The 26,064-nt window shown below is 72.0% G+C and carries 25 protein-coding genes and 2 pseudogenes; 14 read left to right on the plus strand and 13 right to left on the minus strand.

Annotation, left to right across the window (positions count from 1 at the left end):
• Window positions 1-44: 44 nt before the first annotated feature.
• From AB0F77_RS12690 to AB0F77_RS12725, 8 genes are all read left to right on the plus strand, one after another.
• Window positions 45-1,055: a substrate-binding domain-containing protein gene (locus AB0F77_RS12690; protein ID WP_361945928.1), complete on the plus strand. Its 1,011-nt coding sequence runs from the start codon at window positions 45-47 to the stop codon at window positions 1,053-1,055.
• Between the two features lie 57 nt (window positions 1,056-1,112).
• Window positions 1,113-2,687 (plus strand): Ig-like domain-containing protein, encoded by a 1,575-nt coding sequence (locus tag AB0F77_RS12695; RefSeq protein ID WP_361945931.1) that lies wholly within the window; start codon window positions 1,113-1,115, stop codon window positions 2,685-2,687.
• Window positions 2,688-2,850: 163 nt separating this feature from the next.
• Entirely contained in the window at window positions 2,851-4,677 is a 1,827-nt protein-coding gene (locus AB0F77_RS12700) for a DUF916 domain-containing protein (RefSeq protein ID WP_361945934.1), read from the plus strand.
• 44 nt (window positions 4,678-4,721) lie between these two features.
• Window positions 4,722-5,678, plus strand: a complete 957-nt coding sequence (locus AB0F77_RS12705; protein WP_361945937.1) for a hypothetical protein — start codon at window positions 4,722-4,724, stop codon at window positions 5,676-5,678.
• A 15-nt stretch (window positions 5,679-5,693) separates the two neighbouring features.
• On the plus strand, window positions 5,694-7,025 hold the full coding sequence (locus tag AB0F77_RS12710) for an Ig-like domain-containing protein (protein WP_361945940.1): 1,332 nt from the start codon (window positions 5,694-5,696) through the stop codon (window positions 7,023-7,025).
• Window positions 7,022-7,975: a sortase gene (locus tag AB0F77_RS12715; RefSeq protein WP_361945943.1), complete on the plus strand. Its 954-nt coding sequence runs from the start codon at window positions 7,022-7,024 to the stop codon at window positions 7,973-7,975. Before AB0F77_RS12710 ends, AB0F77_RS12715 begins: the two co-directional genes overlap by 4 nt.
• Before the next feature lie 136 nt (window positions 7,976-8,111).
• Window positions 8,112-8,861: a phosphate ABC transporter ATP-binding protein gene (locus tag AB0F77_RS12720; protein ID WP_361946486.1), complete on the plus strand. Its 750-nt coding sequence runs from the start codon at window positions 8,112-8,114 to the stop codon at window positions 8,859-8,861.
• 102 nt (window positions 8,862-8,963) lie between these two features.
• A complete protein-coding gene (locus tag AB0F77_RS12725; protein ID WP_361945946.1) occupies window positions 8,964-9,605 on the plus strand; it encodes a hypothetical protein in 642 nt (213 codons plus the stop codon).
• Between the two features lie 62 nt (window positions 9,606-9,667).
• Here the strand turns inward: AB0F77_RS12725 and AB0F77_RS12730 are convergent, their stop codons facing one another.
• Together AB0F77_RS12730 and AB0F77_RS12735 are read right to left on the minus strand one after the other, a co-directional pair.
• The gene (locus AB0F77_RS12730) at window positions 9,668-10,126 is read right to left on the minus strand and encodes a hypothetical protein (protein ID WP_361945949.1); all 459 of its coding nucleotides are present in this window, start codon (window positions 10,124-10,126) and stop codon (window positions 9,668-9,670) included.
• A 30-nt stretch (window positions 10,127-10,156) separates the two neighbouring features.
• Window positions 10,157-10,876: a helix-turn-helix domain-containing protein gene (locus tag AB0F77_RS12735; RefSeq protein ID WP_361945952.1), complete on the minus strand. Its 720-nt coding sequence runs from the start codon at window positions 10,874-10,876 to the stop codon at window positions 10,157-10,159.
• Between the two features lie 173 nt (window positions 10,877-11,049).
• Between AB0F77_RS12735 and AB0F77_RS12740 the strand changes: the two genes are divergently transcribed.
• From AB0F77_RS12740 to AB0F77_RS12755, 4 genes are all read left to right on the plus strand, one after another.
• Window positions 11,050-11,607, plus strand: a complete 558-nt coding sequence (locus tag AB0F77_RS12740; RefSeq protein WP_361945954.1) for a hypothetical protein — start codon at window positions 11,050-11,052, stop codon at window positions 11,605-11,607.
• A 72-nt stretch (window positions 11,608-11,679) separates the two neighbouring features.
• A complete protein-coding gene (locus AB0F77_RS12745; RefSeq protein WP_361945957.1) occupies window positions 11,680-12,129 on the plus strand; it encodes a hypothetical protein in 450 nt (149 codons plus the stop codon).
• Between the two features lie 255 nt (window positions 12,130-12,384).
• The gene (locus AB0F77_RS12750) at window positions 12,385-12,864 is read left to right on the plus strand and encodes a hypothetical protein (RefSeq protein ID WP_361945960.1); all 480 of its coding nucleotides are present in this window, start codon (window positions 12,385-12,387) and stop codon (window positions 12,862-12,864) included.
• On the plus strand, window positions 12,861-13,214 hold the full coding sequence (locus tag AB0F77_RS12755; RefSeq protein WP_361945963.1) for a hypothetical protein: 354 nt from the start codon (window positions 12,861-12,863) through the stop codon (window positions 13,212-13,214). The genes AB0F77_RS12750 and AB0F77_RS12755 overlap by 4 nt, the downstream gene beginning before the upstream one ends.
• 1,440 nt (window positions 13,215-14,654) lie before the next feature.
• Here AB0F77_RS12755 and AB0F77_RS12760 read toward each other — a convergent pair.
• The 8 genes and pseudogenes from AB0F77_RS12760 to AB0F77_RS12795 all read right to left on the minus strand — a co-directional run bounded on the left by AB0F77_RS12760 (window position 14,655) and on the right by AB0F77_RS12795 (window position 22,270).
• Window positions 14,655-15,164: an Imm21 family immunity protein gene (locus AB0F77_RS12760; protein WP_361945966.1), complete on the minus strand. Its 510-nt coding sequence runs from the start codon at window positions 15,162-15,164 to the stop codon at window positions 14,655-14,657.
• Window positions 15,142-15,690: pseudogene (locus tag AB0F77_RS12765) on the minus strand (polymorphic toxin-type HINT domain-containing protein); the annotation flags it as partial. The pseudogene AB0F77_RS12765 and the gene AB0F77_RS12760, both read right to left, overlap by 23 nt.
• A gap of 132 nt (window positions 15,691-15,822) precedes the next feature.
• Window positions 15,823-17,625, minus strand: a complete 1,803-nt coding sequence (locus AB0F77_RS12770; protein WP_361945969.1) for a SpoIIE family protein phosphatase — start codon at window positions 17,623-17,625, stop codon at window positions 15,823-15,825.
• Window positions 17,622-19,505, minus strand: a complete 1,884-nt coding sequence (locus AB0F77_RS12775; protein ID WP_361945972.1) for a hybrid sensor histidine kinase/response regulator — start codon at window positions 19,503-19,505, stop codon at window positions 17,622-17,624. Before AB0F77_RS12775 ends, AB0F77_RS12770 begins: the two co-directional genes overlap by 4 nt.
• Window positions 19,502-20,596, minus strand: a complete 1,095-nt coding sequence (locus AB0F77_RS12780) for an ATP-binding SpoIIE family protein phosphatase (RefSeq protein ID WP_361945975.1) — start codon at window positions 20,594-20,596, stop codon at window positions 19,502-19,504. Before AB0F77_RS12780 ends, AB0F77_RS12775 begins: the two co-directional genes overlap by 4 nt.
• On the minus strand, window positions 20,593-20,976 hold the full coding sequence (locus AB0F77_RS12785; protein ID WP_361946489.1) for an anti-sigma regulatory factor: 384 nt from the start codon (window positions 20,974-20,976) through the stop codon (window positions 20,593-20,595). Before AB0F77_RS12785 ends, AB0F77_RS12780 begins: the two co-directional genes overlap by 4 nt.
• Before the next feature lie 35 nt (window positions 20,977-21,011).
• Entirely contained in the window at window positions 21,012-21,413 is a 402-nt protein-coding gene (locus AB0F77_RS12790; RefSeq protein ID WP_361945978.1) for an STAS domain-containing protein, read from the minus strand.
• On the minus strand, window positions 21,410-22,270 hold the full coding sequence (locus AB0F77_RS12795; protein WP_361945981.1) for an STAS domain-containing protein: 861 nt from the start codon (window positions 22,268-22,270) through the stop codon (window positions 21,410-21,412). Before AB0F77_RS12795 ends, AB0F77_RS12790 begins: the two co-directional genes overlap by 4 nt.
• A gap of 273 nt (window positions 22,271-22,543) precedes the next feature.
• On the opposite strand from AB0F77_RS12795, the gene AB0F77_RS12800 reads away from it, so the two are divergent.
• Window positions 22,544-23,407, plus strand: coding sequence for a SigB/SigF/SigG family RNA polymerase sigma factor (locus tag AB0F77_RS12800; RefSeq protein ID WP_361945984.1), 864 nt, complete (start codon window positions 22,544-22,546; stop codon window positions 23,405-23,407).
• A gap of 109 nt (window positions 23,408-23,516) precedes the next feature.
• On the opposite strand, the gene AB0F77_RS12805 is transcribed toward AB0F77_RS12800, so the two are convergent.
• Window positions 23,517-23,960, minus strand: a complete 444-nt coding sequence (locus AB0F77_RS12805) for a TIGR03668 family PPOX class F420-dependent oxidoreductase (protein WP_361945987.1) — start codon at window positions 23,958-23,960, stop codon at window positions 23,517-23,519.
• Window positions 23,961-24,091: 131 nt separating this feature from the next.
• Here AB0F77_RS12805 and AB0F77_RS12810 point away from each other — a divergent pair, with 131 nt between their 5' ends.
• Window positions 24,092-24,532 carry an SRPBCC family protein gene (locus tag AB0F77_RS12810; RefSeq protein WP_361945990.1) on the plus strand — a complete coding sequence of 147 codons (441 nt, stop codon included), beginning with the start codon at window positions 24,092-24,094 and terminating at the stop codon, window positions 24,530-24,532.
• Window positions 24,533-24,542: 10 nt separating this feature from the next.
• Here the strand turns inward: AB0F77_RS12810 and AB0F77_RS12815 are convergent, their stop codons facing one another.
• Window positions 24,543-25,682, minus strand: a complete 1,140-nt coding sequence (locus tag AB0F77_RS12815; RefSeq protein ID WP_361945993.1) for an XdhC/CoxI family protein — start codon at window positions 25,680-25,682, stop codon at window positions 24,543-24,545.
• Between the two features lie 47 nt (window positions 25,683-25,729).
• Window positions 25,730-25,933 (minus strand): annotated as a pseudogene (locus tag AB0F77_RS12820) (integrase core domain-containing protein); the annotation flags it as partial.
• Window positions 25,934-26,064: the final 131 nt, after the last annotated feature.

A 26,064-nucleotide genomic window follows, 5' to 3' on the forward strand; every position in this document is an offset into this window, starting at 1 on the left:
GCCGGGCACCACCCGGCGAAAGCCTAACCCGAGAGGTATCGCACGTGAACAAGAGAATGGCCGCTGTCGCCGCCGTCGGCCTCGCCGGACTGCTGACGGGCACCATGGCCGTCACGCAGGCCGCTGCCGACCCGTCCGGCACGCCGACCTACCGTCAGCTGTCGGGCGTCGGCTCCGACACGACGCAGGACGTGATGAACGGCCTGGCGAACGCCATCACCATCAACGGCACCAAGGTGATCGGCTCCTACGACGCCACCGGCTCGGCCAACATCACCACCAAGGACCCCGCCACCAGGCCGGGGTGCGCCATGGCCCGCCCGAACGGCTCCGGCGCCGGCCGCACCGCCCTGCAGCAGTCGCTGCAGGCGAACGGCGGAGCCGGCGACGGCTGCCTGGACTTCGCCCGTTCCTCCAGCCTCAACCTGGCCGCCTCCACCCCGGGCCTGACCTATGTCCCGTTCGCCGTGGACGCCGTCAGCTACGCGATCACGCCCACCGGCGCGCTGCCGCGCAAGCTGACGCTGAACGACCTCAAGGCGATCTACCACTGCGACGCCAACTACGTGGGCACCGGCCCGAACTACAGCCTCACGGTGCTCCTGCCGCAGGCCGGTTCCGGCACCCGCAGCTTCTGGGAGTCCCAGATGGGCATCACGGAGGCCGACGTGGTCGCCGGTGTCTACCCCTGCATCAAGGACACCAAGAACGGCAAGCCGGTCCAGGAACACGACGGCCGCGTCCTCGACGACAAGTCGATCGTTCCGTTCTCCATCGCCCAGTACAACTCGCAGGCCACGCAGACCATCGCCGACCTGCGCGGACGGGCGATCCTCGGCACCGTCGACGGGCTCGCGCCGACGGTCCTCAACTCCAGCTTCGGTGTGAAGCGCGACGTCTACAACGTCATCCCGACCAGCAAGATCGGTACGGCGCCGTACAGCCAGGTCTTCGTCGGCTCCAACTCCCTGATCTGCCGGCAGACGTCGGTGATCAACACCTATGGCTTCGCGGCCAACCCGAACTGCGGCGACACCAGCAAGCAGACCCCCTGACGCTTCGCAGATCTCCACAGATCTTCGAAGAGATCCTCGCAGAAGGAGAGCACGACAGTGCTGAAGAAGACTCTCTCGCGGGCCCTGGCGGGTGGCCTCGCGAGCCTGGTCGCCGTGCTGGCGGGCGGCCTGATCACGGCGCCCTCGGCGGCGGCCGCCGAGATCGGTACGGCCGTGGTCGACCCGGCCACCGGCTTCGACGACTCCGGCATCAGCCTGACCACCTCGGGTGCCTGCCCGGACAACGCCACCAACATCCTGGTGACGGTGGCCGGTTCGGGCTTCCCGGCGGAGGGCCAGAACGTGGTCGGCAACTCGCCGATCAGCACCTACCCCACCGCGTCCAACGGCGGCATGGTCATTCCGCTGACGCAGACCATGCGCGACTACGCCAACACGGCGGGCTTCACCACGCTGACCGGCAAGTACACGTTCACCGTCATCTGCCGCACGGCGTTCAACGGCACCAGCCTGGGCGACTTCACGTCGTCGATCTGGTTCACGTCCAACACCGAGTACCAGAACACCGACCCGGCGTCGAAGACCGACACCACGACCTCCCTCGCGGTGTCCCCGAACGCCCCGGTCGCCGCGGGCACCCCGGTCACGCTGACCGCGGCCGTCGGCCCCGCGGGCGCCGGGGGCAAGGTCCAGTTCAACGACAACGGCGACCCGCTGGGTGGTCCGGTCACCGTCTCCGGCGGCCAGGCCCAGCTCACCACGAGCGCCCTGGGCGCGGGCAACCACTCGCTGACCGCCGTGTTCACCCCGTCGAGCACCGCCTACAACGGCTCGGCGTCCAGCGCGGTCTCCTACACCGTGGAGGCCGCCCCGGCGACCCCGACCACCACCGCGCTGGCCGTCTCCCCGGCGGGTACGGCCGAGAAGTTCAGCCCGGTCTCCATGACGGCCTCGGTGTCCCCGACCGCCGCGGCCGGTTCCGTGAAGTTCCAGGACACCGTGGGCGGCACCACCACCACGCTGGCCACCGTGCAGGTCGCGGCCGGCCAGGCGAACTTCACCACCGGCAGCCTGTCCGAGGGCGACCACTCCTTCACGGCGGTCTTCGTCCCGACGGACACCCACGCCTACACCGGCTCCACCTCCGGCGCCGTCCCGTATGTCATCGGTGCCTTCAGCGGCGTCACCGCCTCCGAGGACATCACCACCACCGTCGAGTCCGGCGCGCTGGTGATCAGCGTGGACAGCCCGCACGTCACGCTGCCCTCGCCGCAGCTCAACACCGACGGTGACCTGCTCACCACCGCGGGCGCGATCAACCCGGTCACGCTCACCGACACCCGTGCCGGCAACCCCGGCTGGTCCGTCAGCGGCCAGGTGACCGACTTCTCCGACGGAGGTTCGCACCAGATCAACGGCCAGAACCTCGGCTGGAGCCCGAAGACGATCGACAAGGGCGCGTCCCAGTCGGTCACCGCGGGCAACACGGTCGCCGCGGCCCACGGTGTCGCCCCCGGCGACGCGGGCACCGACGGCCTCAAGTCCTCCCGCTCGCTGGCCAACGGCACCGGTCCGGGCACCGCCCACCTCGGTGCGGACCTCGCGTTCAACGTGCCGACCTCGACCGTGGCCGGCACCTACACCGCGACGCTCACCCTGACGGCCATCTGACCCGGGCGGACGGCTGACGGGGCGGTTCCTCCACCCCGGAGGAGCGCCCCGGGCCGGGACGGGTGGCCCCACCCGTCCCGGCCACCTCCGCCCGCACGACCTCCGCTCCCGTCCCCGCCCCACTCCGTACCGGTCCCGCTCGCGCTCGAACGGACGACGTCTCATGATCACGACCTCAGCCCGCCGCATCGCCGCCGTCCTGGCCGCCTGTCTCCTCGCCGTCCTCCCGGCCACGCACGCGTCGGCCGCGGCACCCGGTGCCGGGGGAACGGGGCGTACCACGTTCGGCGTTCAGCCCTCGGCCGCGAAGAAGCCCGACGCGCGGCCCAACTTCTCCTACGGCGCCACCCCGGGCGCCCGCGTCACGGACCACATCGCCGTCTTCAACTACGGCGGAAAACCGCTCACGTTGCGGTTGTACGCGCAGGACGCGTTCACCACCGCCGACGGGGGCTTCGACCTGTTCGCGGCCAACCACCGGCCGGCCGACGCCGGCTCGTGGATCGAGGTCGGCAGGAGCCGGGTCAAGGTCCCGGCCCGCTCCCGTGTCATCGTGCCGTTCACCCTGCGCATCCCGCAGAAGGCGACCCCGGGCGACCACGTCGGCGGCATCGTCGCCTCGCTCGCGGCCGACGCCACCGACAAGAAGGGCGACCGGGTCGCCGTCGACCAGCGCGTCGGTGCGCGCGTCTACCTCCGCGTGGCCGGTGAACTCACCCCCCGGCTCGCCGTGGAGGACCTGCGCACCGTGTACCACGGCACCGCCAACCCCTTCGGCACCGGTTCCGCGACCATCACGTACACCCTGCGCAACACCGGAAACGTACGGCTCGCCGCCCACCAGACCGTCAGCGTCCGCGACGGCCTCGGCGGCACCGCCAGGACCGCGAGGCCCGGTGACCTCCCCGAGTTGCTGCCGGGCGACGAGATCCACGTGAGCACGTCGGCCACCGGCGTCCGACCCGCGTTCCGCGACACGACCACGGTGACGGTGGACCCCGAGCCGGTGCGCGGCGACATCGAGCAGCGCATCCTGCCCCGCGTCACCCGCACCGAAGCCTTCACCGCCGTACCGTGGGCGCTGCTGGCCCTGGTCCTCGTGCTCGCCGCGATCGTCACCTTCGAGGTGATACGCCGCAGGCGGCGCCGCATGTCCCGGACGGTGTCCGTGCGTTCGTCGCGCACGGCGTCCGGCGCCAGGCAGGCGGTCGGCCTCGCCGCGGTGCTGCTGGTCACCGGCGCGCTGCTCGCGGGCACGCCGACGGACGCGCGGGCCGCCACCGGTGGCGGGCTCGCCGTCACCCCCCGGCAGGGCACCGACACCGAGTCCATCACCCTCACCGCCGAGGCGCCCTGCCCCGCGAGGACCGCCAACGTCATCGCCCGGGTCGAGGGAGCCGGCTTCCCGCGCGAGGGACAGATCGTGGTCGGCAACGCGCCGCTCACCACCTACCGCTCGGTGCCGGGCGGCGGCCTCACGATCCCGCTGATCTACACGATGAAGGACTACGCCGACATCGCCGGGTTCACCGACCTGCGCGGCACGTACACCTTCACCGTCAGCTGTCTCAAGGGCGCCTTCGACCTGAGGAGCCTGAAGGACTTCACCGGCTCGCTGGACTTCGAGCGGAAGACCGCGTACCGGGACGGCACCGAGGTGGCCCTGCCCAAGGCACCGGCCGGTTCCTCCAGCGGGGCTCCGGCCGGCGGATCCGCCAAGGGCGGCACGGCCGGACCGGCTCCCCGGCAGCCGGAACAACCGGGCGGCCTGCCGGTGCCCGCCGAAACGCCCGGGGGCTCCGCCCCGGCGGCCGGCGCCACGCCCCCCGACGCGGCGCGCGCGGATGCCGCCGAGGCGTCCGCGGACTCCGCGCCCATCGCCTGGGCGGTGGGCGGCTTCGGCGTCTGTCTGCTGGCGCTCGCGGCCGGTGTCGCCCTCTGGGCGCGCGGCCGTCGAGCCCGGGCCGAACGGCCCCACACCGGCGAGTGAACCCCCTCGCCACCCCGTCCTGAACCACCCAAGGGAGAAACACCGTGTCCTTCACACCTCACCGATCCCGGATGTCCAGGGCGGCCACCGTCCGCGCCGGAGCGCTGATCGCGGCCTGCGGCGCGGCGGGGCTGCTCGTCTCCGCGGCGACCGTCGCCCAGGCGGCGGCCGCCGACTCCGCCGGCGTGCTGGAGGTGGCCCCCGCGACCGGCAGGGACGACGACGGGATGAGCCTGACCACCTCGGGTCCCTGCCCGGACACCGCGACCAACATCATCGTCTCGGTGAAGGGCAGGGGTTTCCCGGCCGAGGGCCAGAACGTGGTGGGCAACTCGCCGGTCACCACGTACCCGGCCGCGGAGAGCGGCGGTCTGCGCGTCCCCCTGTCGGAGACGATGCGGGACTACGCGGCCACGGCGGGCTTCACCGAGCTGGAGGGCCGCTACGACTTCACGGTCACCTGCCGTACGGCGTTCGACCCCACCAGCCTCGCCGACTTCACGGCGCCGATCTGGTTCACCTCCGCCACCGAGTACACGACCACGGACCCGGACGGTCCGAGCGGCACGCCGAGCACACCGAGCTCGTCGGACACCGCGTCCGCGCCCCCCTCGGACACCGCCGGGCCGTCGGACACCGCCCTGCCCCCGGAGACCACGGTCCCGAGCGACACCGGTGAGCCCGGCGACACCGGTGAGCCGTCGGAGACCGCCTCCCCTTCGGACACCGTCTCCCCCTCGGACACCTCGGACACCTCGGCCGCCGACGCCGGTACCTCGGGCGGCGGTGGCTCCGACGGCGGCTCCCTTGACGTGTCGACCGACGTCAACGGCGGTGCTTCCGGCGGCGGTTCGGGCCATGGCTCGCTCGCGGCCACCGGTGTCGACGCGGGCGCGCTCGGGGCGGTGTCGGCCGCGATGGTCCTCGCGGGTGTCCTCGTCGTCCGCCGCGCCCGTGCCCGCGAGGACTTCGACACCACCACCGACACGACCCACGTCTGAGCCGGAAGAGAGACCATGCGCTTCACGACGCGTTTCACGACCGAGCGCCTCAAGGCCGTGCGCAGACCACTGGGCGCCGGCCTCGTGTCCCTGCTCGCCGCCGGCTCGCTCGCGCTCGGCACCGGCGCGGCCCGGGCCGACGTCCTCGGTCCGATGGTGGTGGATCCCGGCACGGGCACCGACACCAGCGGCATCCTGCTGACCACGACCGGCCCGTGCCCGCAGCCGGCGACCAACGTCATCGTCTCGGTGAAGGGCGAGGGCTTCCCGGCCGAGGGCCGGATCGTGGTGGGCAACTCGCCCATCGGCATCTACCCCGCCGCCGCGAACGGCGGCTTCGCGGTTCCGCTGTCGGAGACGATGCGGGACTATGCCGGCGAGGCGGGCTTCACCACGCTCGCGGGCCGCTACGACTTCACGCTCACCTGCCGCACGCCGTTCGGTTCCACGACGTACGGCGACTTCACGGCGCCGATCTGGTTCACGTCCGACACGACGTACCGGTCCACCGAGCCCGTCACCGTCACGCCCACGACCACCCGGCTGGCCGCGAGCCCGGTGAGCCCGGTCGTGCAGGGTACGGCGGTCAAGTTGACGGCGGCCGTCTCCCCGGCCACCGCGACCGGCACCGTGCGCTTCTTCGACGGCACGACCCCCCTGGGCGGCCCGGTCGGCGTGTCCGGCGGCACGGCCACCCTGAGCACCGGCTCGCCGGCCGTCGGCACGCACAGCCTCACGGCGCGGTTCACCCCGGCGGATCCGGCGCTGTACGGCCCGTCGGTCTCCGGGGCGCTGTCGTACACGGTGAAGATCAAGCCGCCGGCGGTCGTCACGGCCGCGAGGGTCACCGGCACCGCGCGCGCCGGCTCCACCGTGACCTGCTCGGTGTCCTTCGGCGGCGCGTCCTCCGTGTCGTACGCCTGGCTGACGGACGGCAAGGTGATCGGCGGCCAGACGGGCAGGACCCGCACGCTCGGCGGCACCGAGTACAAGCACAAGGTGGCCTGCCGGGCGACGGGCAGGAACACCACCGGCAGCACGGCGTCGACCAGCCCGGCCGTGACCGTGGCGCTCGGCCCGGCCCTGAAGGCCGGGACGAAGCCCTCGATCTCCGGCACCCACAGGGTCGGCTACCGGCAGACCGCCAAGTCCGGGAGTTGGACGCCGGCGGCGACCTCGTACGGCTACGTCTGGAAGCGTGACGGCAGGACCATCACCGGTGCCACCAGGTCGACGTACACGCCGACCCGTTCGGACCGCGGCCACAGGCTGACCGTGACCGTCACGGCGAAGCGCGGCGGGTACGCCGACGGCAGCGCGACCTCCGTCTCGGTGAGGATCGGATGACCGCACCCGTCTCCGCCCCCTCCGGGCCCGTGGCAGCCGGCTCCGTGCCGACTCCCGGGCCCGGCGGGGCGCGCCGCCCCCTCCGCCCGACGCGCCCGGTCGCAGGACCCGGACTGCGCGTCACCAGTGCCGCGCTCACCATCCTGGCCGCGGTGCTGCTCGGCTTCGTCGCCGACGCCGGGCTGGTCGGCAACCTGCGGCACGCCCGTGACCGGCAGGTCGACTACGCCACCTTCCGCTCCGAGCTCGCCAACGGCGTCGCCCCCATCGGGCAGTCCGCGGGCGGCGGCCGGGCGCCCGGACCCGGAGAGCCCGTGGCCCTCCTGGAGATCCCCGCGCTGGGGCTGCGCGAGGTCGTCCACGAGGGCACCACCGCCGACGACCTGTCCCACGGCCCCGGCCACCGCCGGGACACGCCCCTGCCCGGTCAGACGGGGGTGAGCGTCGTCATGGCCCGCCAGGCGACGTACGGCGGACCCTTCCGGCGGCTGGGCGAGCTGAACACGGGCGACAGGTTCACCGTGACGACGGGCCAGGGCAAGCACGTCTATCAGGTGATCGGGCCGCGCAGGGCCGGCGACCCCCAGCCGGCCGCGCCCGCCGCGGGCCACGGCCGGCTCACCCTCATCACGGCCGACGGCACCCCGTTCATGCCCCGGGGCATCCTGCGCGTGGACGCGGACCTGATCTCGAACGCGCAGCCCACTCCGGCGCCGGCGCTCGCGGCGGGTTCGTTGCCCGAGGAGGAGAAGCCGATGGCCACCGGGACCTCGGCCTGGCTGCCGCTCGTGCTGTGGGGCCAGGGCCTCGTCCTCGCCGCCGCCGCCCTCACCTGGGCCCGCACCCGCTGGGGCCGGCCGCACACCTGGGTGGTGGGCGTCCCGCTCCTGGGCGCGCTGGGCCTCTTCACCGCGGACCAGGCGCTGATGCTCCTGCCGAACCTGCTATGACCGCGCTCCGCGCCGCCGAAGCCGCTCCACCGCCGACGAAGGACGAACCGTGACCGACCAGACGACCCAGACCGAGACCACACTGCCCCTCCCGGCCGTGCCCGGGGTGAGCGGCGCGACGCTCGAAGCGCGCCGCATCTCGGCGTGGTTCGGCGACCACAAGGTCCTCGACCGGGTGTCGCTGACCATGCCCGCCGGCCTGGTCACGGCGCTCATCGGCCCCTCCGGCTGCGGCAAGTCGACGTTCCTGCGCATCCTCAACCGCATGCACGAACTCGTCCCCTCCGCGTCGCTGGCGGGCGAGGTCCTCGTGGACGACCAGGACATCTACGCGGCCGGGCAGCGGCTGACCGAGGCGCGCCGGAAGATCGGCATGGTCTTCCAGAAGCCGAACCCGTTCCCCGCGATGTCCATCTACGACAACGTCACGTCCGGCCTGAAGCTCACCGGCACCCGGATGGGCGGCGGCGACAAGGACGACCTGGTGGCGGAGTGCCTGGCCAAGGCGGGCCTGTGGAAGGAGGTGCGGGACCGGCTGCGCCAGCCGGGCGGCGCGCTCTCCGGCGGCCAGCAGCAGCGCCTGTGCATCGCCCGCTCCCTCGCGGTGCGGCCCGAGGTCCTGCTGATGGACGAGCCCTGCTCGGCTCTCGACCCCACGTCCACGCGGCGCATCGAGGAGACGATCCGCGAACTGGCCCACGAGGTCACGATCGTGATCGTCACCCACAACATGCAGCAGGCGGCCCGCGTCTCCGACCAGTGCGCGTTCTTCCTCGCGGAACAGAACACCCCGGGCGCGATCATCGAACACGGCCCGACGGCCACGATGTTCGCCGGTCCGGCGGACCCACGCACCACGGACTACGTGGAGGGCCGCTTCGGCTAGGACCCGTTGAGAGGCGCTGGTCACAGCCGCTCACCAAGGGCAGCGACCAGCACGCCCGTTCCGAGGCGCCGCGACCGGCTCCGACGGCAGTAGGTTGTTCCGATGAGCGAATCCCTGCCGCCCGGTGGTGTTGTCCTCGGTACGGACGAGTTGGAGGCCCGCTGGGTGGGGGCCTGGCGGCCGGGGCGGGTCGCGGAGCGGTTGGGTGGGGTCGGGGTGCCCTGGTGCGTCGTGGCGGGATGGGCGCTGGATCTGTTCCGCGGCGGGCAGTCGCGGCCGCACGGTGATCTGGAGATCGCCGTGCCCGCGGCGGGGTTCGCGGAGATCCGGGCCCGCTTCCCCGAGTACGCGTTCGACGCGGTGGGCTCGGGGCGGGTCTGGGCGGGTGCCGGCGCCGAGGCGCTCGGGGCCACGCGTCAGACCTGGCTGCGGGATCCGGCGAGCGGGCGGTTCCTGTTCGACGTCTTCCGCGAGCCGCACGAGGGCGGGACGTGGATCTGCCGGCGGGACGAGACGCTGCGGCTGCCGTACGAGGCGATCATCGAGCGGACCGCGGACGGCATCCCCTATCTGGTGCCGGAACTGGCGCTGCTGTTCAAGGCGAAGGCGCCACGGCCCAAGGACCACACGGACTTCGACGGGGTCCTGCCCCTGCTGGGCCGGGAGCGGCGCGACGTTCTCCGCGGGTGGCTGGGACGTATCCATCCCGGGCATCCGTGGCTGGCGGAACTCGCGCGGCACTGACACGGGCCGGGTCACCGCCATGAGCGCGCGACCCGGTTCCCGTGGACGTTCATAGGGCTTCTTCAGTGTTTTGCTCTGCCGTGCCCCGGTGAGACCGGCTCGTGGGCCGTCCGGGGTGGCACTCCGGGCTCGGTGGCGTGGGCCGCCGCGCCGCGGAGCCAGGCGAGGAACGCTACGACGAAGAGCGCTTCGACCAGCAGGGAGAGTGGGCCGTAGGGCACCTCCCAGCCGCGTTCGTAGTAGCCGTCCGGCAGACCGACGGTGCGGGACAACAGAAAACCGACGATCATGCCGAGGCTGACGACCGTCCCGGTCAGCCAAGCGGCCGAGGGACGCTTCATGACGACGAGTGCCACGGCCACGCCGAGCATGACGGCGCTGCCCACGGCGAACAGGAAACCGATGTAGAACTTTTCCTCAAGATGATCGGGGATCAGGAGCGTGTGCAGCACCACGTTGGCGACGGCACAGCCCGCTCCGAATCCTCTCAGGGTGACTTCAGCGGAACGGGGGGAACTCATCGTGACTCCAGACGGTCACGTGCATGGAGCTCAGGACCCCGGGGCGCCTGCGACCTCGTCCTCGCCACGCAGTTCGACGCAGCACGAGTCCGGTCGAGGGGCGAGCACCGCGATGGTCCTGTCGCTTCCCAGGCCGCGCAGGTAGCCGGACAGGAAAGCCTGATTGACACCGCACACCAGTTCCGGGGCTTTGGCCGCCAGTGGCTGGAAGGGGCAGTTGCGCAGTCGCAGCAGGGTGGACGCGACGCGCTCCGGCTCGAAACCGAGCTCCTCGAGTGTCTCGGCGGCCAGGCTCAGCCCACGCTCGGCGCCGAGCCGTCCGGGACGTACTCGCTCGCGTTGGGCGCCGCCCAGTGTCTCCCCGCGCTGGAACGCCACGCGGAGCGCGGCATCGCGGGCCGATTCCTCCGCCGCCTCGGTCAGCACGGCCTCGGTGAGGACGTCGGCGAGCATGCCGTAACGGCGCTCGGGGATGGTCACCGCGATGGCCTCGGTCACCGGCTCGTACACCTTGGGCCGGCGGCCGACCTTGCGGATGCCCGTGGATGATCCGTAGTGGGCCCGGAGGAGACCGACGTCCACCAGCTTGTCCAGGTGGAACGCCGCCAGCTTGCGGGAGACGCCGAGTTCTTCGGCGACCTCCTCGCGTGTGACCGGACGCCGCTCCTGCCGGATGAACTCGAACATGCGGCGCCGCAGGTCGTCGCCGAGGGCGGCGAGAGTGGTCAGCGAGGTGTGATCCAGTCCCACGGTCTCCATCATATCGCCAATAAAGTTGGGCGAAACCCCTGAAAGGTTATCCGTGCGGGGCAAAATTCCCCTGGTGACGGAGCGTGGCCCGACGGCCGCCGCGCGGAGGTTTGCGTGGGGACGGGTGGGAACCCGATGGGTGTCTGTCGCACTTCGGTGAGGAGGGTGTGTCCATGTCCACCGGAACCCTGCTGGCGATCATCATTCCGGTCGTGGTGGTGCTGGTCCTGGCCGCCGTGGCGGTCGCGCTGTTGTCACGGCGCCGTCGTCTGCGTGAGCGCTTCGGGCCCGAGTACGAAAGGACCGTCGAGGGGGCCGACAGCCGGCGCGCGGCCGAGCGGGAGCTCAGGGAACGCGAGCGGCGGCACGACGCGCTGGACATCAAGCCGCTGCCCACGGACGCGCGGGAGCGGTACGCGCGTGAGTGGAGCGGCGTCCAGGAGGAGTTCGTGGACCGGCCCCGGGACGCGGTGCACGACGCCGACCGGCTGGTCACCTCCTTGATGCACGACCGCGGCTACCCCACCGAGGACTTCGACCAGCAGATGCGGGACCTCTCGGTCGAGCACGGCAGCACCCTGGAGCACTACCGGGCCGCGCACGAGGTGGAGGCCCGCGCCCACGGCGACAGGACGACGACGGAGCAGTTGCGCGGCGCCATGGTGCACTACCGCGCACTGTTCGACGAGTTGCTCTCCGACGACGGCCGGACCCGGACCGCCCGGACCTGACGCGGCCCCGAACGCCGGATGGCCGGACCACCCGGTCCTGACACAGCCCCGAACGCGGGATGGAGGAACGCCATGCACAGCACGCACGACACCGACCGGAGCACCAGCGGTCTGAGCACCGAGGACCTCGCCCAGCCACAGTCACAGTCACGGCCCGAGCCACAGCCCCGCTCGTCGGACCCGGCGGAGACCTCCGCCGACGCTCCCGTCCACCCCGGCACGCCGGACGCCTCCGGCCCCGACGACGACGAGATGCCGCAGCTCCTCGGCGACGAGGAGGACCGTGCCTTCCGTGAGCGCTGGCAGAGGACCCAGAGCAGGTTCGTCGACGACCCCCGCGAGGCCGTGCACGACGCCGACGCGCTCGTCGCGGACGTCATGCAGACCCTCGCGACCACGTTCGCCCACCACAAGAAGGAGCTGGAGGGACAGTGGGGCCAGGGCGAGGGCGTGGACACGGAGGAGCTGCGCAGGGCGCTGCGCCGATACCGCTCCTTCTTCAACCGGCTCCTGAGCACCTGACCCGGTGATCCGGTCCGCCGGTCCGACCGGGCCGTCGAAACCGGCCGGACCGGCACGGAAGAGGCGGCGAGCCTCACGGCTCGGGCGATGTCGACCTCCACCGGAAAAATCGCAACCTCGATGCAGGCACCATCACTGTCCACCGCTCATTCAGCGCACCCACCCCAGCGGCCTCGCGCGATCATCTCCTTGCCGGGCGGCGCCCCGCCCGCGACCTGCTACCCCCAGCAGGACATCCGAGCTACTGTGGATGTCATGACGACGGCCTACGAGGACGTGCCCTTCAGCGAGCTGCTCCACCACCCGGCTGCCACCGCCCGACGCCTGGACGTGGTCCGCGCCCTGCGCCTGCGCCGACGCGACGCGGGCGACCTGGCGCTCATTCGCGCCGACCAGCTGCAGCAGGACTCCACCGTGATCGACTTCACCGCCCGTCTGCTCGCCGGGCTGGTCCGCACCGAGAACACCGCCGCCCTGCGTCAAGCCCTGCCGGATGCTCTGCCCTGGTCGGTCTTCCTCCCCGAGGACGACGTCGAAGCGATGCTCGGCGAACTGGTGGACACCGCCCGCGGGGCTGCTGCGCTGGAGAACCTTGCTCCCATCGCGCTGCTGCTGGCCCAGTGGAGACACAGTGCCGAGATCTACGCCGACCCCGCCCTGCACGCCCTCCTCACCCGCGAGCCCGACGGCGACCTCGGCCCTGTCCCCGCGCCCGAGGGCGAGACCAGCGAGTGAGCCCCAAACGCGGTGGCCGCGCGGCCCCACCCCCGGTGGGCAACGAGTTCGACCTGCGCTTCGCCAACACCGAGGCCGCCAACGGCTGGGAGAACCTCTCCCGCCACGCAGCAGGCAACCTCCGCCGCGCCTTCGACAAGATTCGATCCACTCCGCGCGCCACCGATGACCCCGCACGCCACCACCGGCTCAGGGGCAAGCTCGGCTCCACCCTCTGGAAGGGGCAGACGCTGGAACACTGGCAGTACGAGGTCACCGGCGGCGGCCGCATCTGGTACCTCGTCGACGACACCAACCGCACCGCCTGGATCACCTACGCAGGCACCGGACACCCCAAGGCCACCGACTGATCCCCCTTCGCCTCCTGTCCACCTGCCGCGTTCACGATCCGCAGCGCGGATGTTGACGCGATCTTGGACTGGTGGCCTGCCAGATCCGGGCCCCGACCCGGGCAGGTGGGCGGTCTCGGGGCTCTCGGGCTCGGCGGTCGGCCGCCAGGGCGGCCCTCGGCCAGCGCGTGCGTCGGCCAGTCCGGCAGCGCGGGGGCCGGGGCGGGAGCGGTCGGCCGACGACGAGCGGCGGGAGCTTCGCTCCCCTGCGGGAGGAGACGCCGGCCACCCGCCCGACGGTGAGCCCGGCGACGCGCGTTGAGGGTCGGCCCCTGGGTCGGCCCTCTTCCCCTTGGATAGTTCGTGGGCTATCCAACGGGACAATTTGCTGCGCCAGCAGCCAGGTTCTGGACATCCCGGCATCAGGCAGTCGCCAGACCGCGAGGCCGTTGATGCTCAGGCTCGACGTGCGTCCGTGGGGAACTGCCGCGGACTGGACGGCAGTGGTCGGACCCGGAGGCCGGGCGCAGAGAGATCGGCCGACGGCGGGGCGCCGGGAGCTTCGCTCCCCGCCGGAGGCGACGTCGGCCACCGCTCTCGGTGAGCCCGGCGACGGATGCTGAGGGTTGACCCCCTGGTCAGCCCTGTGCCTGTGATCCGGCCGTAGGACGGTCGTAGGCAACAACTTGCTGTGCGACGCGCGAGGGATCCACGCCCACAACTTGCTCCCGGCCGTGCCAGGTTGAGACCCGCTCACGTCTGGGCCCGGCCGCCCTCAGTCACCCAGGACGGGCGCTGACTGCTTACCCGACGGTGGGTCGGCCGGCGATGTTTGGCCGGCTCAGATGGCGGGCGACGCCTTGAACCTCGTAGAGAAAATCTGAACGCCCCCGGGCCACCCGGCACGGCGGGTCAGCGGCCCCGCTCGCCGCCACCCGACTCCAGCGCCTCGACACGGGCGCGAAGCTCGGCCAACTACTCGACGGCGACGAACCACCACTTGGTGCAGCACCCGTCCGCTGGCGTTGCCGTCAACTACCGCCGCCAGACAGCCCAAAGGCCCCACCGGAAACAGATCCAATGGGGCCGCTGGATAATGCATGGAAACCCAATTACTCCATTTCAAGGCCAGTTGCACCAAGCCGCTTCACGGAACCCGCACTGCGTCGATGCCGATGGCGACATCTTCCCACTCGCTTGACGAACGTCGAATCGTCGCGCAATACTTTCATCATTACGTCTCCCCCAGTCACCTATGAACGGGCCACTAGTAACCGTCTTTCCATTGATCCGAGTTTCCAGATTCAGGTGCGGTCCCAGTTTCTGAACGTGAGCGCTATTGGGGTTCACATCGAACCGTGCAATCCTCCTGACCGCGTTACCGGATTCGTCGGTCGTCACGCTCGCGGAACGGGCCCACAGCTGAGGCTGCGAGCCCGTCCTCTCTGCTGCCGAGGCAGATCAGACCGTCAGCGAAACCAGGCGGTGCAGCTTCGCCGCAGTATGCGAAGCAAGGGGTACTTCCGCGCTGTCGACACGAAATCTGCCAGCTCTGAGATCGAAGACGAACACATCCCCTTCTGTTGCTTCGTCGCCGGGTGTCGCCGCGTCCATGAGTGCGAGGCTCCCGTCGGATTCCAGCACAGGACCTGCACGCCATGCGATGGCATCGAGGTCGACCTCGGAGGCATACCTCCGCATGTCCTCCTCGGAGTTCCCGGAGATCCACTGGACGATCAGTGACCGTGACTCGATGATCGTGGTCGGCAGCGGCTCGTCCCCGAGAATCACCACGTTTTTCTCCGCCAGGACATAACACTCGGTGTGACCCGCATCCGTCATCTCGATGACGAGGTCATAGTCACCGTTGTATCCCGTCCACGAGGAGAGCAGCGAAACCGGACACAGAAGGACAGGGCCGCCGTCCGTCTCCAACCATCGGCGCCCGTCAATTCTTGGCTGCTGCGTCATAGAGCCCTCTCATCACGTTCTTCAACCGGCCTGCCCAGCCGCCTTGTCGGCTGCTGCACGGGCGGCACTGCGGATAGAGCCGCTGGGGCGTACCGTCCGGAACCCATGAGCTGATCGGCTGATGATCCGGGACGAATCTCCCGTTACCGCCGGGATCGAGTATTCCGCAAGTGTGGCACCCATACTGGAAGCCCAGATCGTCGATCTGATCGTGTTCCTCATCCGTGAACCGCTGCGACTTGCTGCGCGCCGGAATGGACTCCACGGCGTAGTTGCCGATGGGACAGACCTGCTCAGGGTTGCTGCGCGCACCGGCGTTATGGACGAGGACCGGAGTCTCGCCCGCCAGCACATAGTACGTATGGGTGTTGCTGACCGTCAGGTTGTGGACCGTGGCCGCCTGGGCCGTCCAGCGTTCTACGGCGGTGATCTGGACGTGGGTGCCGGCGCTGGTCCTGAGCAGTTCGCCGGGGTGCAGGTCGGTGGCAGTGGTCCAGGTGCCGGGTTCGGGGAGCCAGAAGGGGTGGCCGTCGGTCGCGGCTCGCCGTTGTCGTCGCCGTTGCTCGCCCCGGTCAGCTGCTCGACGCCACCGCGAAGGGGAAGGGAGATCTCGGACCGACGAGCGGCCACGGGTGTCGTTCGTGGCGGTGGGCCCGAGTCAGGGGGCCAGGGGAAGGACCCGCAGGGCCATCAGGGCCACGTCGTCGGTGCCGTCCAGCGGGAACCGCGCGAGCAGTGTGTCGCAGATCCGTTCGGTGTCCCGCGGAGCCTCCGTCAGCGCCTTCGCGAGGTCGTCGAGGCTCGCCTGGAGGTCGGTGCCCCTGCGTTCGATCAGGCCGTCCGTCACGAGGAGCACGTCCGTGTCGGGGGCGACGTCGACCTCCACCGGCGGCGGATGCTCCAGGCCCAGGCCGAGCAGGGGCCCGTGGTCGGTGATGTAGACCGCGGACCCGGCGGGCGGACGCAGCAGCGGCGGCAGGTGGCCCGCGTTGGCGATGCGCAGCCTGTTCGTCTCCGCCGGGATCTGGATGACGCAGAGCGTGACGGTCGTGCCGGGCAGCTGGGTGACGAGCAGCCGGTCGAGGCGGTCGAGGATCTGGTGGGGCGCGTGGTCGTCCATGGCGTAGGCACGCAGGGCGTGCCGGATCTGGCCCATGGCCATCGCCGCGTCCAGCGAGTGACCGGCCACGTCGCCGACCGCGACGACCAGACCGCTCGGTGTGTTCAGCGCCTCGTAGAAGTCGCCGCCTATCTCGGCCTGTTCGCTGGCCGGCAGATACCGTACGGCGATCCGCGCGCGGTGGCTCTCGGGGAGCCGTTCCGGGAGGAAGCTGCGTTGCAGGGTGAGCGCGAGGGCGTGTTCCTCGCTGTACGCGCGCAGCGCCTCCAGGGCGAGCGCGGTGGCGTGCACGAGCTGGAGGAGCAGGTCGCGGTCGTCGTCGTGCGTCACGGCGGCGGCGGGGACCGCGATGACGACGGGCGCCCTGCCGTGTTTGGCGCGGGCCATGGCCACGGCGAGGCGGCCCTCCCGCACGGCCGCATCCGGTACGTCCCGCGCACCCGGTACGTCCGGTGCACCACGCGGATCCTGTACGTCCGGTGCACCCCGCGGAGTCCGTACGTCCGGCACCCCCCGCGGAGTCCGTACGTCCGGAGCACCCCGCGGAGTCCGTACGTCCGGTGCACCCGCGAGCAGCGGCAGGTCCGCCGCGTTCATCACGTCGACCGCGGCGCCCGTGCGGTAGCGCAGGCTGTGGCCGTTCAGCGCCTCGTACGGTGTGTCCCCCTCGGTGCCCACGGGCAGCGCCGCGGTGTCCCGCACATGGGTCGCGGTGCCCGAGCCGCGGACGGCCCGGAGGTGTCTGCCCTGCGGTGAGGTCAGGGCGGCCGCCGCGGTCGTCGCGAGGATCGCGGCGGCTCCCTCGGCGGCGGCGCGTACGAGCGTGCCGGCCTCCGTGGCGCTGTAGAGGGCCAGGGTCGTGCTGTTGAGCTGGACGAGCCGCCGGGCGAGGGACTCGGCGCGGCGCCGGGCGCGGGTGTAGCGCAGGGTGGCGCTGACGGTGGCCAGCAGTTCGTCGGGGGCGATGGGCTCGGTCAGATAGGCGTCCGCGCCCCGGTTGAGTCCCTGGGTCCGGTCGTCGACGCTGATGGCGGACGCCGAGATGTGGATGACGGGCAGTCCGGCGGTCCTCGGCTCGGCCTTGATGTGTTCGCACACCTCGAAGCCGGTCATGTCGGGCAGCCTGACGTCCACGATGGCGGCCTCGGGCAGTTCGCCCGTGGCGGCGAGGAGGTCGAGCGCCGCCGTTCCGTCCGGCGCCTCGACCACGTCGTGGCCCGCCCGGCGCAGGCTGGTGGTGAGCACGTACCGGTTGGTGGGGTTGTCGTCGACGACGAGGATCAGCGCCGGGGCGCCGTCCTGGGCGGCCGGGGCGCCGCTGCGGACCACGGGGACGCTCATGCGTCGCTCCCGTCGCTCTCCGCCAGGTGTGCCGCCGGGTGTGCCGCCGGGTGTGCCACCGTCGTCCCGCCCGGTGCGGCCGGGCGGGTGCCGGGCCGCGGGCCCAGCGCCGCCGCCAGGCTGTCCGTGGTCAGGTGGGTCTTGCCGAGCACCGCGCGGGCCGTGCCGAGCCGGGAGCGGTCGATGTCGCCGTGGGACGCCGAGGTCAGGACCACCACGGGGATCGGGGCCAGGTCGGGGTCGGCGGCGATGGCCTCCAGGAGCCGGTAGCCGTCGGGCGCGGGCATGAACAGGTCGAGCAGGACGCCGTCGGGGCGCCGCTGCCGCATGGCGCGCAGCGCCTCGGAGCTGTCGGAGATCTCCGTGACCCGTCCGGCGAGGGTGTCGAGCGCGGGCCGCAGGCTGGCCACGAAGGCCGGATCGTCGTCCACGATCATCACATGGCCGAACCGGGGCGTGCGGGGGCCGTCCGCCGCCGGGCCGGTGGCCCTGGGGAGTTGGTCGCCGGGCCCGGCCGGCAGTTCCACGCTGACGCGGGTGCCGTGGTCGGGCTCGCTGCTCAACGTGAGCCTGCCGCCGAGGAGTTCGGTGAGCTTGCGGGCGTACGGCAGTCCGAGTCCGGTACCGGACCTGCCGCGCTGGTGCGGGCCGCGTACCTGGTAGAACTCCTCGAAGACACGATTCTGCTGGTCCTCGGGGATGCCGATGCCGGTGTCCGTGACGACGAACACCGCCCAGGGTGTGCCGTCGCGCACCTCGTGCGTCACGTCGAGCCGCACCTCGCCGGTGTCGGTGAACTTCAGTCCGTTGGACAGCACGTTGCGCAGCACCCGGGTGAGCATGACCTCGTCGGTCACCAGGGGGCGCGCGGTCCCGGTGGCCGGGTCCACGAGGTCGGTGTCGGGCACGGTGAAGCGGACCCCGTCCTTGGCCATGCCGCCGAGCGTGCCCCGGAGCTGGTGCAGCAGCGTGCGCAGGTCGACCGTGCTCAACTGGGCTTCCAGGCGGCCGGATTCGGCCTTCGCGGTGTCGAGCAGTTCCTCGACGAGGGCGAGCAGCGTCGTGCCGGAGGACAGCACGAGGGACACCTGCTGGCGCTGTTCCTCGGTGAGGGGCTCGGCGTCGGGTGCGAGCAGGAGCCGGGTGAGGGCGATCACCGCGTTGACCGGACTGCGCAGCTCATGGCTGACGTTGGCCCAGAACCGCGTCTTCTCCTCGTCGGCCAGCCGCAGTCGGCGGGTCTTGTCCTCCAGTTCGGCGTAGAGGGCGACGACCCCGCTGTTGGTGTCCTCCAGTTCCTTGGACAGCTCGGAGTACAGGGCCATGACGCCCCTGTTGGTCTCCTCCAGTTCGGCGTTGAGCCGCTCCGACTCCTCCTGCCGTGCCCGTGCCTCCTGCAACGCGGCGAGCAGGTCCCGGTTCTGGTGCTGAAGTTCCTCGCTCATGTCTACGGCCCGCAGGGCGGCCAGCTCGTCACGGGCCCGGGCGATGCGTGCGTCCGACGCGCCGTCGTGGCGCGGCAGGAGCTGTCCGAGCACGAGGACGGGCGTCGGCGAATCCGCGTACACGACGTGGTGCAGCAATCGCCTTGCGGCCGCGACCAGGTCGGCGGCGGGCCGCTCCCTCCCTTCCCAAACGAACGTCACCGTGAGCATCGCGGGTGCACCCGGCACCACGGCGAGGGCGGCGGTCAGTCCGGTCGCTCCGAGCAGACTGCGCGCGGCCTCACTGAGGATGGTCACGAACCGGATCTGTTCCGGTCCCTCCAGGCTCAGTGCCCGGCAGCTCATCTGCCCGTGCCTGCGCAGCACAAACGCGTCGCGCGGCCCGGAGATCGGCAGCGTGACCAGGACGACCGGCTCCCCCGCGGCCCCGGTCACGGGGAGAGACCTTCCGGCGCGCGGCGCTCGGGCGGGCGGCGTACGACCTTCGCCGTGAGCACACCGGCGTCGTCGCGCCGCACCCCGGTCTGCTGGAGCAGCTGTGCCCCGATCACGCTCGCCCCGCGCCCGAACAGGCCAGGGAAGTCGGCGGGCGCCCAGCGGTCGCTGAGCCCGTCGGAGTGCATGACGAGTACGCTGCCCCGCTCCAGGCGGTGCCGTGCCGAGCGCAGCCGGGGCAGCTGGTGGCCGACGATGCCGGGGCTGGACAGCAGGGCGGTCCTGGTGTCGCCGACGAGGAAGGCGCTGATGTTGCCCACGCCGCAGAAGTCGACCGTGCCCTCCTCGGCGTCGACGCGGGCGACGGCGACGGCGGCCCCCCGGGTCGCGCGCAGTGCGCGGTGCAGGTCGACGAGGACGCCCTGCGGGCCGGTGGCGGTGGTCTCCCGGAACGCCGTGCGCGCCGCCTCGCCCGCTCGCGCGGCCTGTGGTCCGTGGCCGAGGCCGTCGCACATCAGGGCCAGGACGACGGTGTCCTCGTGGGTGTCGCCGGGGACTCCGCGTACGGCCCAGGTGTCGCCGCACACCTCCTCGCCGCTGATGGGGCGGGTGAGGCCGGACGCCTCGACGGCGGGGGACGCTCCCGCGGGCCGGCCCGCGTGCGCCGGGCCGGACCAGAAGCGGGCGCTGAGCGCCGTACCGCGGCCCGGCAGGGAGTGGATGTCGAAGTCGTCCGCGAGGCGGGCGATCGCGCCGAGTCCGACGCCGAGGGTGCCGCGCGTCGAGGAGCCGTCGGTGAGCGCGTGGGGGACGTCCGCGATGCCGGGTCCGCTGTCCAGGGCGAGGAATTCGACGGCGGCCCGGTCCCGGGTCCTGACGAGGCGCAGGGCGAGGGCGCCGTCCACGGCGTGCCGCTGGAGGTTGGTGGCCGCCTCCGTGAGCGCGAGCTCGATCTCCGAGGCGCGGTGCGCGGAGAGGCCGATGCGCCGGGCGAGGCCGGAGCCCTCGCGGCGGGCGGCGGAGGGCAGGGCGTCGCCCACCCGCAGCCAGACGACCTCCTCGGCCTCGGAGAACCATGGAGCCGCGTTCATCGTGCCCACTTCACCACCGTGACGACCGTGCCCTTCCCGACCTCGGTCTCCAGCTGGAACTCGTCCACCAGGCGTTTGGCGCCGCTGAGTCCGAGTCCCATGCCCTTGCCGGACGTCCAGCCGTCGGTCAGCGCCAGGTCGACGTCGGGTATGCCAGGGCCGCTGTCGGCGAACCTGAGCCGCACACCACGACGGCCGTCGGCCTGGACGCCGTACGCCTCCATGCGTCCGCCACCACCGTAGACCAGGGTGTTGCGGGCGAGTTCGCTGGCGGCGGTGACCAGCTTGGTCTGCTCGACGAGCGAGAGACCGGCCTGCTGCGCGAGGGACCTGACGGCCTGCCGGGCCGCCACGACGTCGCCGCTCGCGACGATGGTCACCTCCTGCCCCGGCGCCCCGTCCGGCGGAGTGGCTCTCACGGACGCTCCGCCGTCGCGCCCGCCGGCCCCCCGGCCTCCTGGGCGGCACGTCGGCGCAGCAGCGCGAGGCCCCGTTCCAGGTTGATCGCGGTGAGCACGCCGCCGAGGGAGAGCCCTAGTTCGACGAGGGTCATGGCGACCGCCGGGCGCATGCCGACGACGACCGTCTCGGCGCCGAGCACCCGGGAGATGGCCGCGGTGGTGGCGAGCATCCGGCCCACGAAGGAGTCGACGATCTCCAGGGCGGAGATGTCGATGACGACGCCCCGCGCCCCGGCCTCCACGATCCTGGCGGAGAGGTCCTCCTGGAGGTCGAGGACCATCTGGTCCTCCAGGTCCACCTGGATGGACACCAGGAGGACGTCGCCGATCTGGAGGATCGGCACGCGTTCCGTCACAGCAGCCTCCCGGACCTGACCGTCACCTGCGCGGCGCGGTCGATCTCGGTGAGGGCGTGGCGCAGGGCGTCGGCGAGGGTCGCCTTGGTGGCGATGTCGCCGAACTCGATGCCGAGCGCGACGATGGTCTGCGCGATCTGCGGGCGGATGCCGGAGATCACGCACTCGGCGCCCATCATCTTGGCCGCGAGCACGGTCTTCAGCAGGTGCTGGGCGACCTGGGTGTCCACGGCGGGCACACCGGTGATGTCGACGATGGCGTGGGTGGAGTTGTAGTCGAGGAGCGCCTGGAGCAGCTTCTCCATGACGACCTGGGTCCGTGCCGAGTCGAGCGTGCCGACCAGGGGGACGGCCACGATCCCGTCCCACAGCTTGACGACGGGCGTGGACAGTTCGAGGAGCTGGTCGGCCTGCGAGGAGATGATCTCCTCCCGGGTCCTGGCGTACGTCTCCACCGTGAACAGGCCGAGGTCGTCGAGGAGCCGCGAGAACTCGAGGTAGGCCTGCACGTGCCGGGCGCCCTCCTCGGCGGTCAGGACCGGTTCGAGGACCTGCTTGAGGGAGAAGACGCTCACGGCGGTCTCGGTCGGGCTGAAGCCCTGCCGGGCCCTGCCGCGGGAGAGTTCGACGAGGAGGCTGCGGGTCTCGGCGAAGTGGTCGCCCCGGGTGTCGGTGCCGCCGGCCCGCACGGCCCGCACCAGCGAGGAGTAGAGCTCGCCGAGTTCCTGGGTGAGCTCGCTCAGGGTGATCCTGCCGCCGATGGACTCGGCCACCCGTTCCACCCACTCGGTGGTGAAGTCCTCGTGCCGGGCGGCCAGCAGATCGGCCAGCTGCCGTGTCCCGTCGTTCTCTGTCACCTTCGGATTCCTCCCGCTCCACCGCGACGACCGCCCTGCACCGCGACGGTCGCCGTGAGCCTACGACACGGTTCCGGCGGTCGTGACGCCGCTTCTTCCGGCCCGTCCGGCCTCCGGTTCGGCCGTACCTGCCCGGAATCGAGCATGCGGGACGTCCCGGAAATGAATGTGAAGATTCCGTGAAAGCTTGTCATGTGTAACGCATTGACCCGTGGCGGTCGGGCAGGTGCGCGCCATCCGGTCCCGATGTGTCTGCTGGAAGGAGAGCCGGTCATGCCGACCGCCGCCACGAGCACCGCACCCGTCACCGCTCGGCGCGACGCCGAGGCCACCGGGCCGCGCCGCGTCGAGGACACGAGGAGGGTCTCCCCGCGGGACGCGCGGGAGCTGTCGAAGGTGTTCTTCGAGCGACTGCGGGTGCTGGAGGAGGGCACGCCGGAGTACGCGTACGCCAGGAACACGCTGATCGAGATGAACATGTCCCTGGTGCACTACGCGGCCCGCCGGACGCGCCGCGAGGTGGACGAGGACATGGTCCAGGTCGGCATGATCGGCCTCATCAAGGCCATCGACCGCTTCGACCTGTCACGGGAGAACGAGTTCACGACGTTCGCGATCCCCTACATCGTCGGGGAGATCAAACGGTTCTTCCGCGACTCCACCTGGGCGGTGCACGTGCCGCGGCGCCTCCAGGAGCTGCGGATAGCGCTGGCGAAGGCCCGCGAGACGCTGGAGGCGCGCCTCGGGCGGCAGCCGACGGTGGCGGAGCTCGCCGCCCATCTCGACCGCCCCGAGGAGGAGATCGTCGACGGCCTGATCGCGGCCAACGGCTACAACAGCGACTCCCTCGACATGCCCTACGACGGCGGCGACGACGTCGGGAACGGCAAGGTGACGCTCGCCGACGTGATCGGCGGGCAGGACTCCGACATGGAGCTGGTGGAGAACCTGCACTCCCTGGCGCCGCTGCTGAAGGACCTGGACGAGCGGACCAAGCGGATCCTGCGGATGCGCTTCGGCCAGGACATGACCCAGCAGGAGATCGGCCAGGAACTGGGCATCTCCCAGATGCACGTCTCCCGTCTCCTGTCGCGCACCCTGAAGCAACTGCGCGCGGGCCTGCTCACCGAGCAGTAGACCGGGCGGGCCGGCCCGCCCCGGCCGGTCGGTTCGTGAAACGGGTCACGAAGCCCATGACCGTCCTGCCCGCACGGTACGGCCGTACGCCGCTCGCACGGTGTCCCGGTCAGCCGGCGGCCGCCCGCCAGCCCGTCCAGCGGCGGACGGTGACGGCGACGACCGGGCCGTGCGGCGGACTCGTCGTGTACTGCGGGTACTTGACGCGCAGCAGGGCGAGGGCGGTCGTGTATGCGGTGCGGGTCGCCGGGTCCGCCGGGGCGAGGACCCGGGCCTCACCGTCCGCCCGGACCCACCACAGCCGGTCCCACTCCTCGTCGTAGGCGTCCACCAGCAGGCACACCGACGGCCTCGCGGCGATGTTGCGCAGCCGTTTGAGCCGCGTCGTCGTCTTCGGCTTGGCGTCCACGGCCGTCACCAGGCCGTCCGTGCCGACCGCCGCGAACACCACCGGCACGAGATGCGGCACCCCGGCGGCGTCCACCGTGGCCAGCCGTGCCACCCGCGCCACCGCGAACCGCCGCCGCGCCTCCTCGCTCTCCATCCCCGGCACCGCACACCTCCGTCGCCCGTCCGCCGGTGCGTGCACACAAGTCAACCCGACACACGCGGCGGGGCAACTCCCCGAGGGACCGCACCCGGTGAAGCGCCTGTTCCGGGGGGTGTTGTCCTTAGGATCGTGGTGTGGCCGACTTCCTGCTCCAGCGCACCGCTCCCCTTCCGATCGACGAGGCATGGCGCCGGCTCACCGAGTGGCCCCGGCACTCCGAGGTGGTCCCGCTGACCCGCATCACCGTCCGCACCGCGCCGCCGACCCGGGTCGGCACCCGCATCACGGCCCGCACCGGCCTCGGCCCGCTCGCCTTCGAGGACCCGATGGAGGTGACGGTGTGGCAGCCCCCGCGGGACGGCAAGCCGGGGCTGTGCCGGCTGGAGAAGCGCGGCCGGGTGGTCCTCGGCTGGGCCGAGCTGGAGGTGCGCCCCGGTCCTGGCGGCCGTACCCGGGTGCTGTGGCGCGAGGAACTGCGGGTGCGCGCGGTGCCGTCCGCCCTCGATCCGCTGCTGGCCGGCGCGGGCCGCACGGTGTTCGGGCGGGGCGTCAACAAGCTGCTCAGGACGGCCTGAACGCCGTCCGTCACCCCACGGCCACCGGCCGCCCGGCCGGGTCGTGGTGGATCGGGGTGTGCGCCCCGGTGAGCGGCGTCCCGGTGCCGCCGCGCCGGAGCGCGACGATCTCGGCGGCGATGGACAGGGCCGTCTCCTCCGGCGTACGGGCCCCGAGGTCCAGGCCGATCGGCGAGCGCAGACGGGCCAGCTCCCGCTCGCCCACACCGGCCTCGCGCAGCCGCCGGGTCCGGTCCAGATGCGTCCGGCGCGAGCCGAGGGCACCGACGTACGCGACCGGGAGGCGCAGGGCCAGGCGGAGGAGGGGTACGTCGAACTTGGCGTCGTGGGTCAGTACGCACAGGACCGTACGCGCGTCCACCTCGGTGCGCTCCAGGTAGCGGTGCGGCCACTCCACCACGATCTCGTCGGCCTCGGGGAAGCGCGCCCGGGTCGCGAACACGGGCCGGGCGTCGCACACCGTGACGTGGTGGCCGAGGAACGCGCCCACCCGGACCAGTGCCGACGCGAAGTCGACCGCGCCGAAGACGATCATGCGGGGCGGCGGCACGGACGACTCGACCAGGACCGTGAGCGGCGCGCCGCACCGCGCGCCGCGGGCGCCGACCTCCAGGGTGCCGGTGCGGCCGGCGTCCAGGAGGGCGCGGGCCTCGGCGGCGACGGTCCGGTCCAGCCCGGGAGCGCCGCCGAGGCCGCCCTCGTAGGCCCCGTCGGGCCGCACCAGCAGCGCCCGGTCCGTCGGCCCGGCGGGACCGGACACGATCCGCGCGAGCGCCGTGCCCTCCCCCCGCGCCGCCGCGGCGAGCGCCCGCGCGACGACCGGGCGGACCGGATCGCCCGCCCGGACCGGCGTGACCAGGACGTCGATCGCCCCGCCGCAGGTGAGCCCCACGGCGAAGGCGTCCTCGTCGCTGTGCCCGAAGCGCTCCACGACGCTCCGGCCGTCCCGGAGGGCCTGGATGCACAGCTCGTACACGGCGCCCTCCACACAGCCGCCGGAGACCGAGCCGATCGCCGTGCCGTCGGCGTCCACCGCGAGGGCGGCGCCGGGCCCGCGCGGGGCGCTCCCGCCGACGGCGACCACGGTGGCCACGGCGAAGTCGCGCCCCTGTGCGGCCCATCGGTCGAGCTCGGCGGCGAGGTCCAGCATCTCGGTCTCCTCAACTGCGGTGGCGGGCGGGGGTGTCGGGTGTGCGGCTAGTTGTATTGACCCGCAGCGTTGTTCACACGGTTGATCGGTGGCTGGCCTTCGAGTGTGGTGTGGCAGCGGTGGTGGTTGTAGGTGTGGAGGAAGTCTGTCAGGGCTGCGGTGCGCTCGTCGTTGCTGGTGTAGGGCCGGACGTAGGCCCATTCGTCGAGCAGGGTGCGGTTGAAGCGTTCGACCTTGCCGTTGGTCTGCGGCCCCCCGCGCGTGTCGTCGGCCGGGGTCGCGGGCGTCAGGGACTGCTGGGTCATGGTGCCGTCTCCCAAGTTTCACAGGGTGTTGGGATGTGCACGGCCCGGGGGACGGCCCAGGACGGACGTGGGTGTGT

Origin of the sequence: Streptomyces sp. NPDC026672, assembly GCF_040638185.1 — a bacterium.
Lineage (GTDB): Bacteria > Actinomycetota > Actinomycetes > Streptomycetales > Streptomycetaceae > Streptomyces.

What these genes read in the sequence shown, in the direction of transcription:
- AB0F77_RS12730 (WP_361945949.1), bottom strand. Translation starts at nt 10,126, where the DNA reads ATGAGTTCCCCCCGTTCCGCTGAAGTCACCCTGAGAGGATTCGGAGCG.
- AB0F77_RS12780 (WP_361945975.1), bottom strand. Translation starts at nt 20,596, where the DNA reads ATGAACGCGGCTCCATGGTTCTCCGAGGCCGAGGAGGTCGTCTGGCTG.
- AB0F77_RS12800 (WP_361945984.1), top strand. Translation starts at nt 22,544, where the DNA reads ATGCCGACCGCCGCCACGAGCACCGCACCCGTCACCGCTCGGCGCGAC.
- AB0F77_RS12700 (WP_361945934.1), top strand. Translation starts at nt 2,851, where the DNA reads ATGATCACGACCTCAGCCCGCCGCATCGCCGCCGTCCTGGCCGCCTGT.
- AB0F77_RS12710 (WP_361945940.1), top strand. Translation starts at nt 5,694, where the DNA reads ATGCGCTTCACGACGCGTTTCACGACCGAGCGCCTCAAGGCCGTGCGC.
- AB0F77_RS12725 (WP_361945946.1), top strand. Translation starts at nt 8,964, where the DNA reads ATGAGCGAATCCCTGCCGCCCGGTGGTGTTGTCCTCGGTACGGACGAG.
- AB0F77_RS12745 (WP_361945957.1), top strand. Translation starts at nt 11,680, where the DNA reads ATGCACAGCACGCACGACACCGACCGGAGCACCAGCGGTCTGAGCACC.
- AB0F77_RS12740 (WP_361945954.1), top strand. Translation starts at nt 11,050, where the DNA reads ATGTCCACCGGAACCCTGCTGGCGATCATCATTCCGGTCGTGGTGGTG.
- AB0F77_RS12760 (WP_361945966.1), bottom strand. Translation starts at nt 15,164, where the DNA reads ATGACGCAGCAGCCAAGAATTGACGGGCGCCGATGGTTGGAGACGGAC.
- AB0F77_RS12770 (WP_361945969.1), bottom strand. Translation starts at nt 17,625, where the DNA reads ATGAGCGTCCCCGTGGTCCGCAGCGGCGCCCCGGCCGCCCAGGACGGC.
- AB0F77_RS12715 (WP_361945943.1), top strand. Translation starts at nt 7,022, where the DNA reads ATGACCGCACCCGTCTCCGCCCCCTCCGGGCCCGTGGCAGCCGGCTCC.
- AB0F77_RS12750 (WP_361945960.1), top strand. Translation starts at nt 12,385, where the DNA reads ATGACGACGGCCTACGAGGACGTGCCCTTCAGCGAGCTGCTCCACCAC.
- AB0F77_RS12815 (WP_361945993.1), bottom strand. Translation starts at nt 25,682, where the DNA reads ATGCTGGACCTCGCCGCCGAGCTCGACCGATGGGCCGCACAGGGGCGC.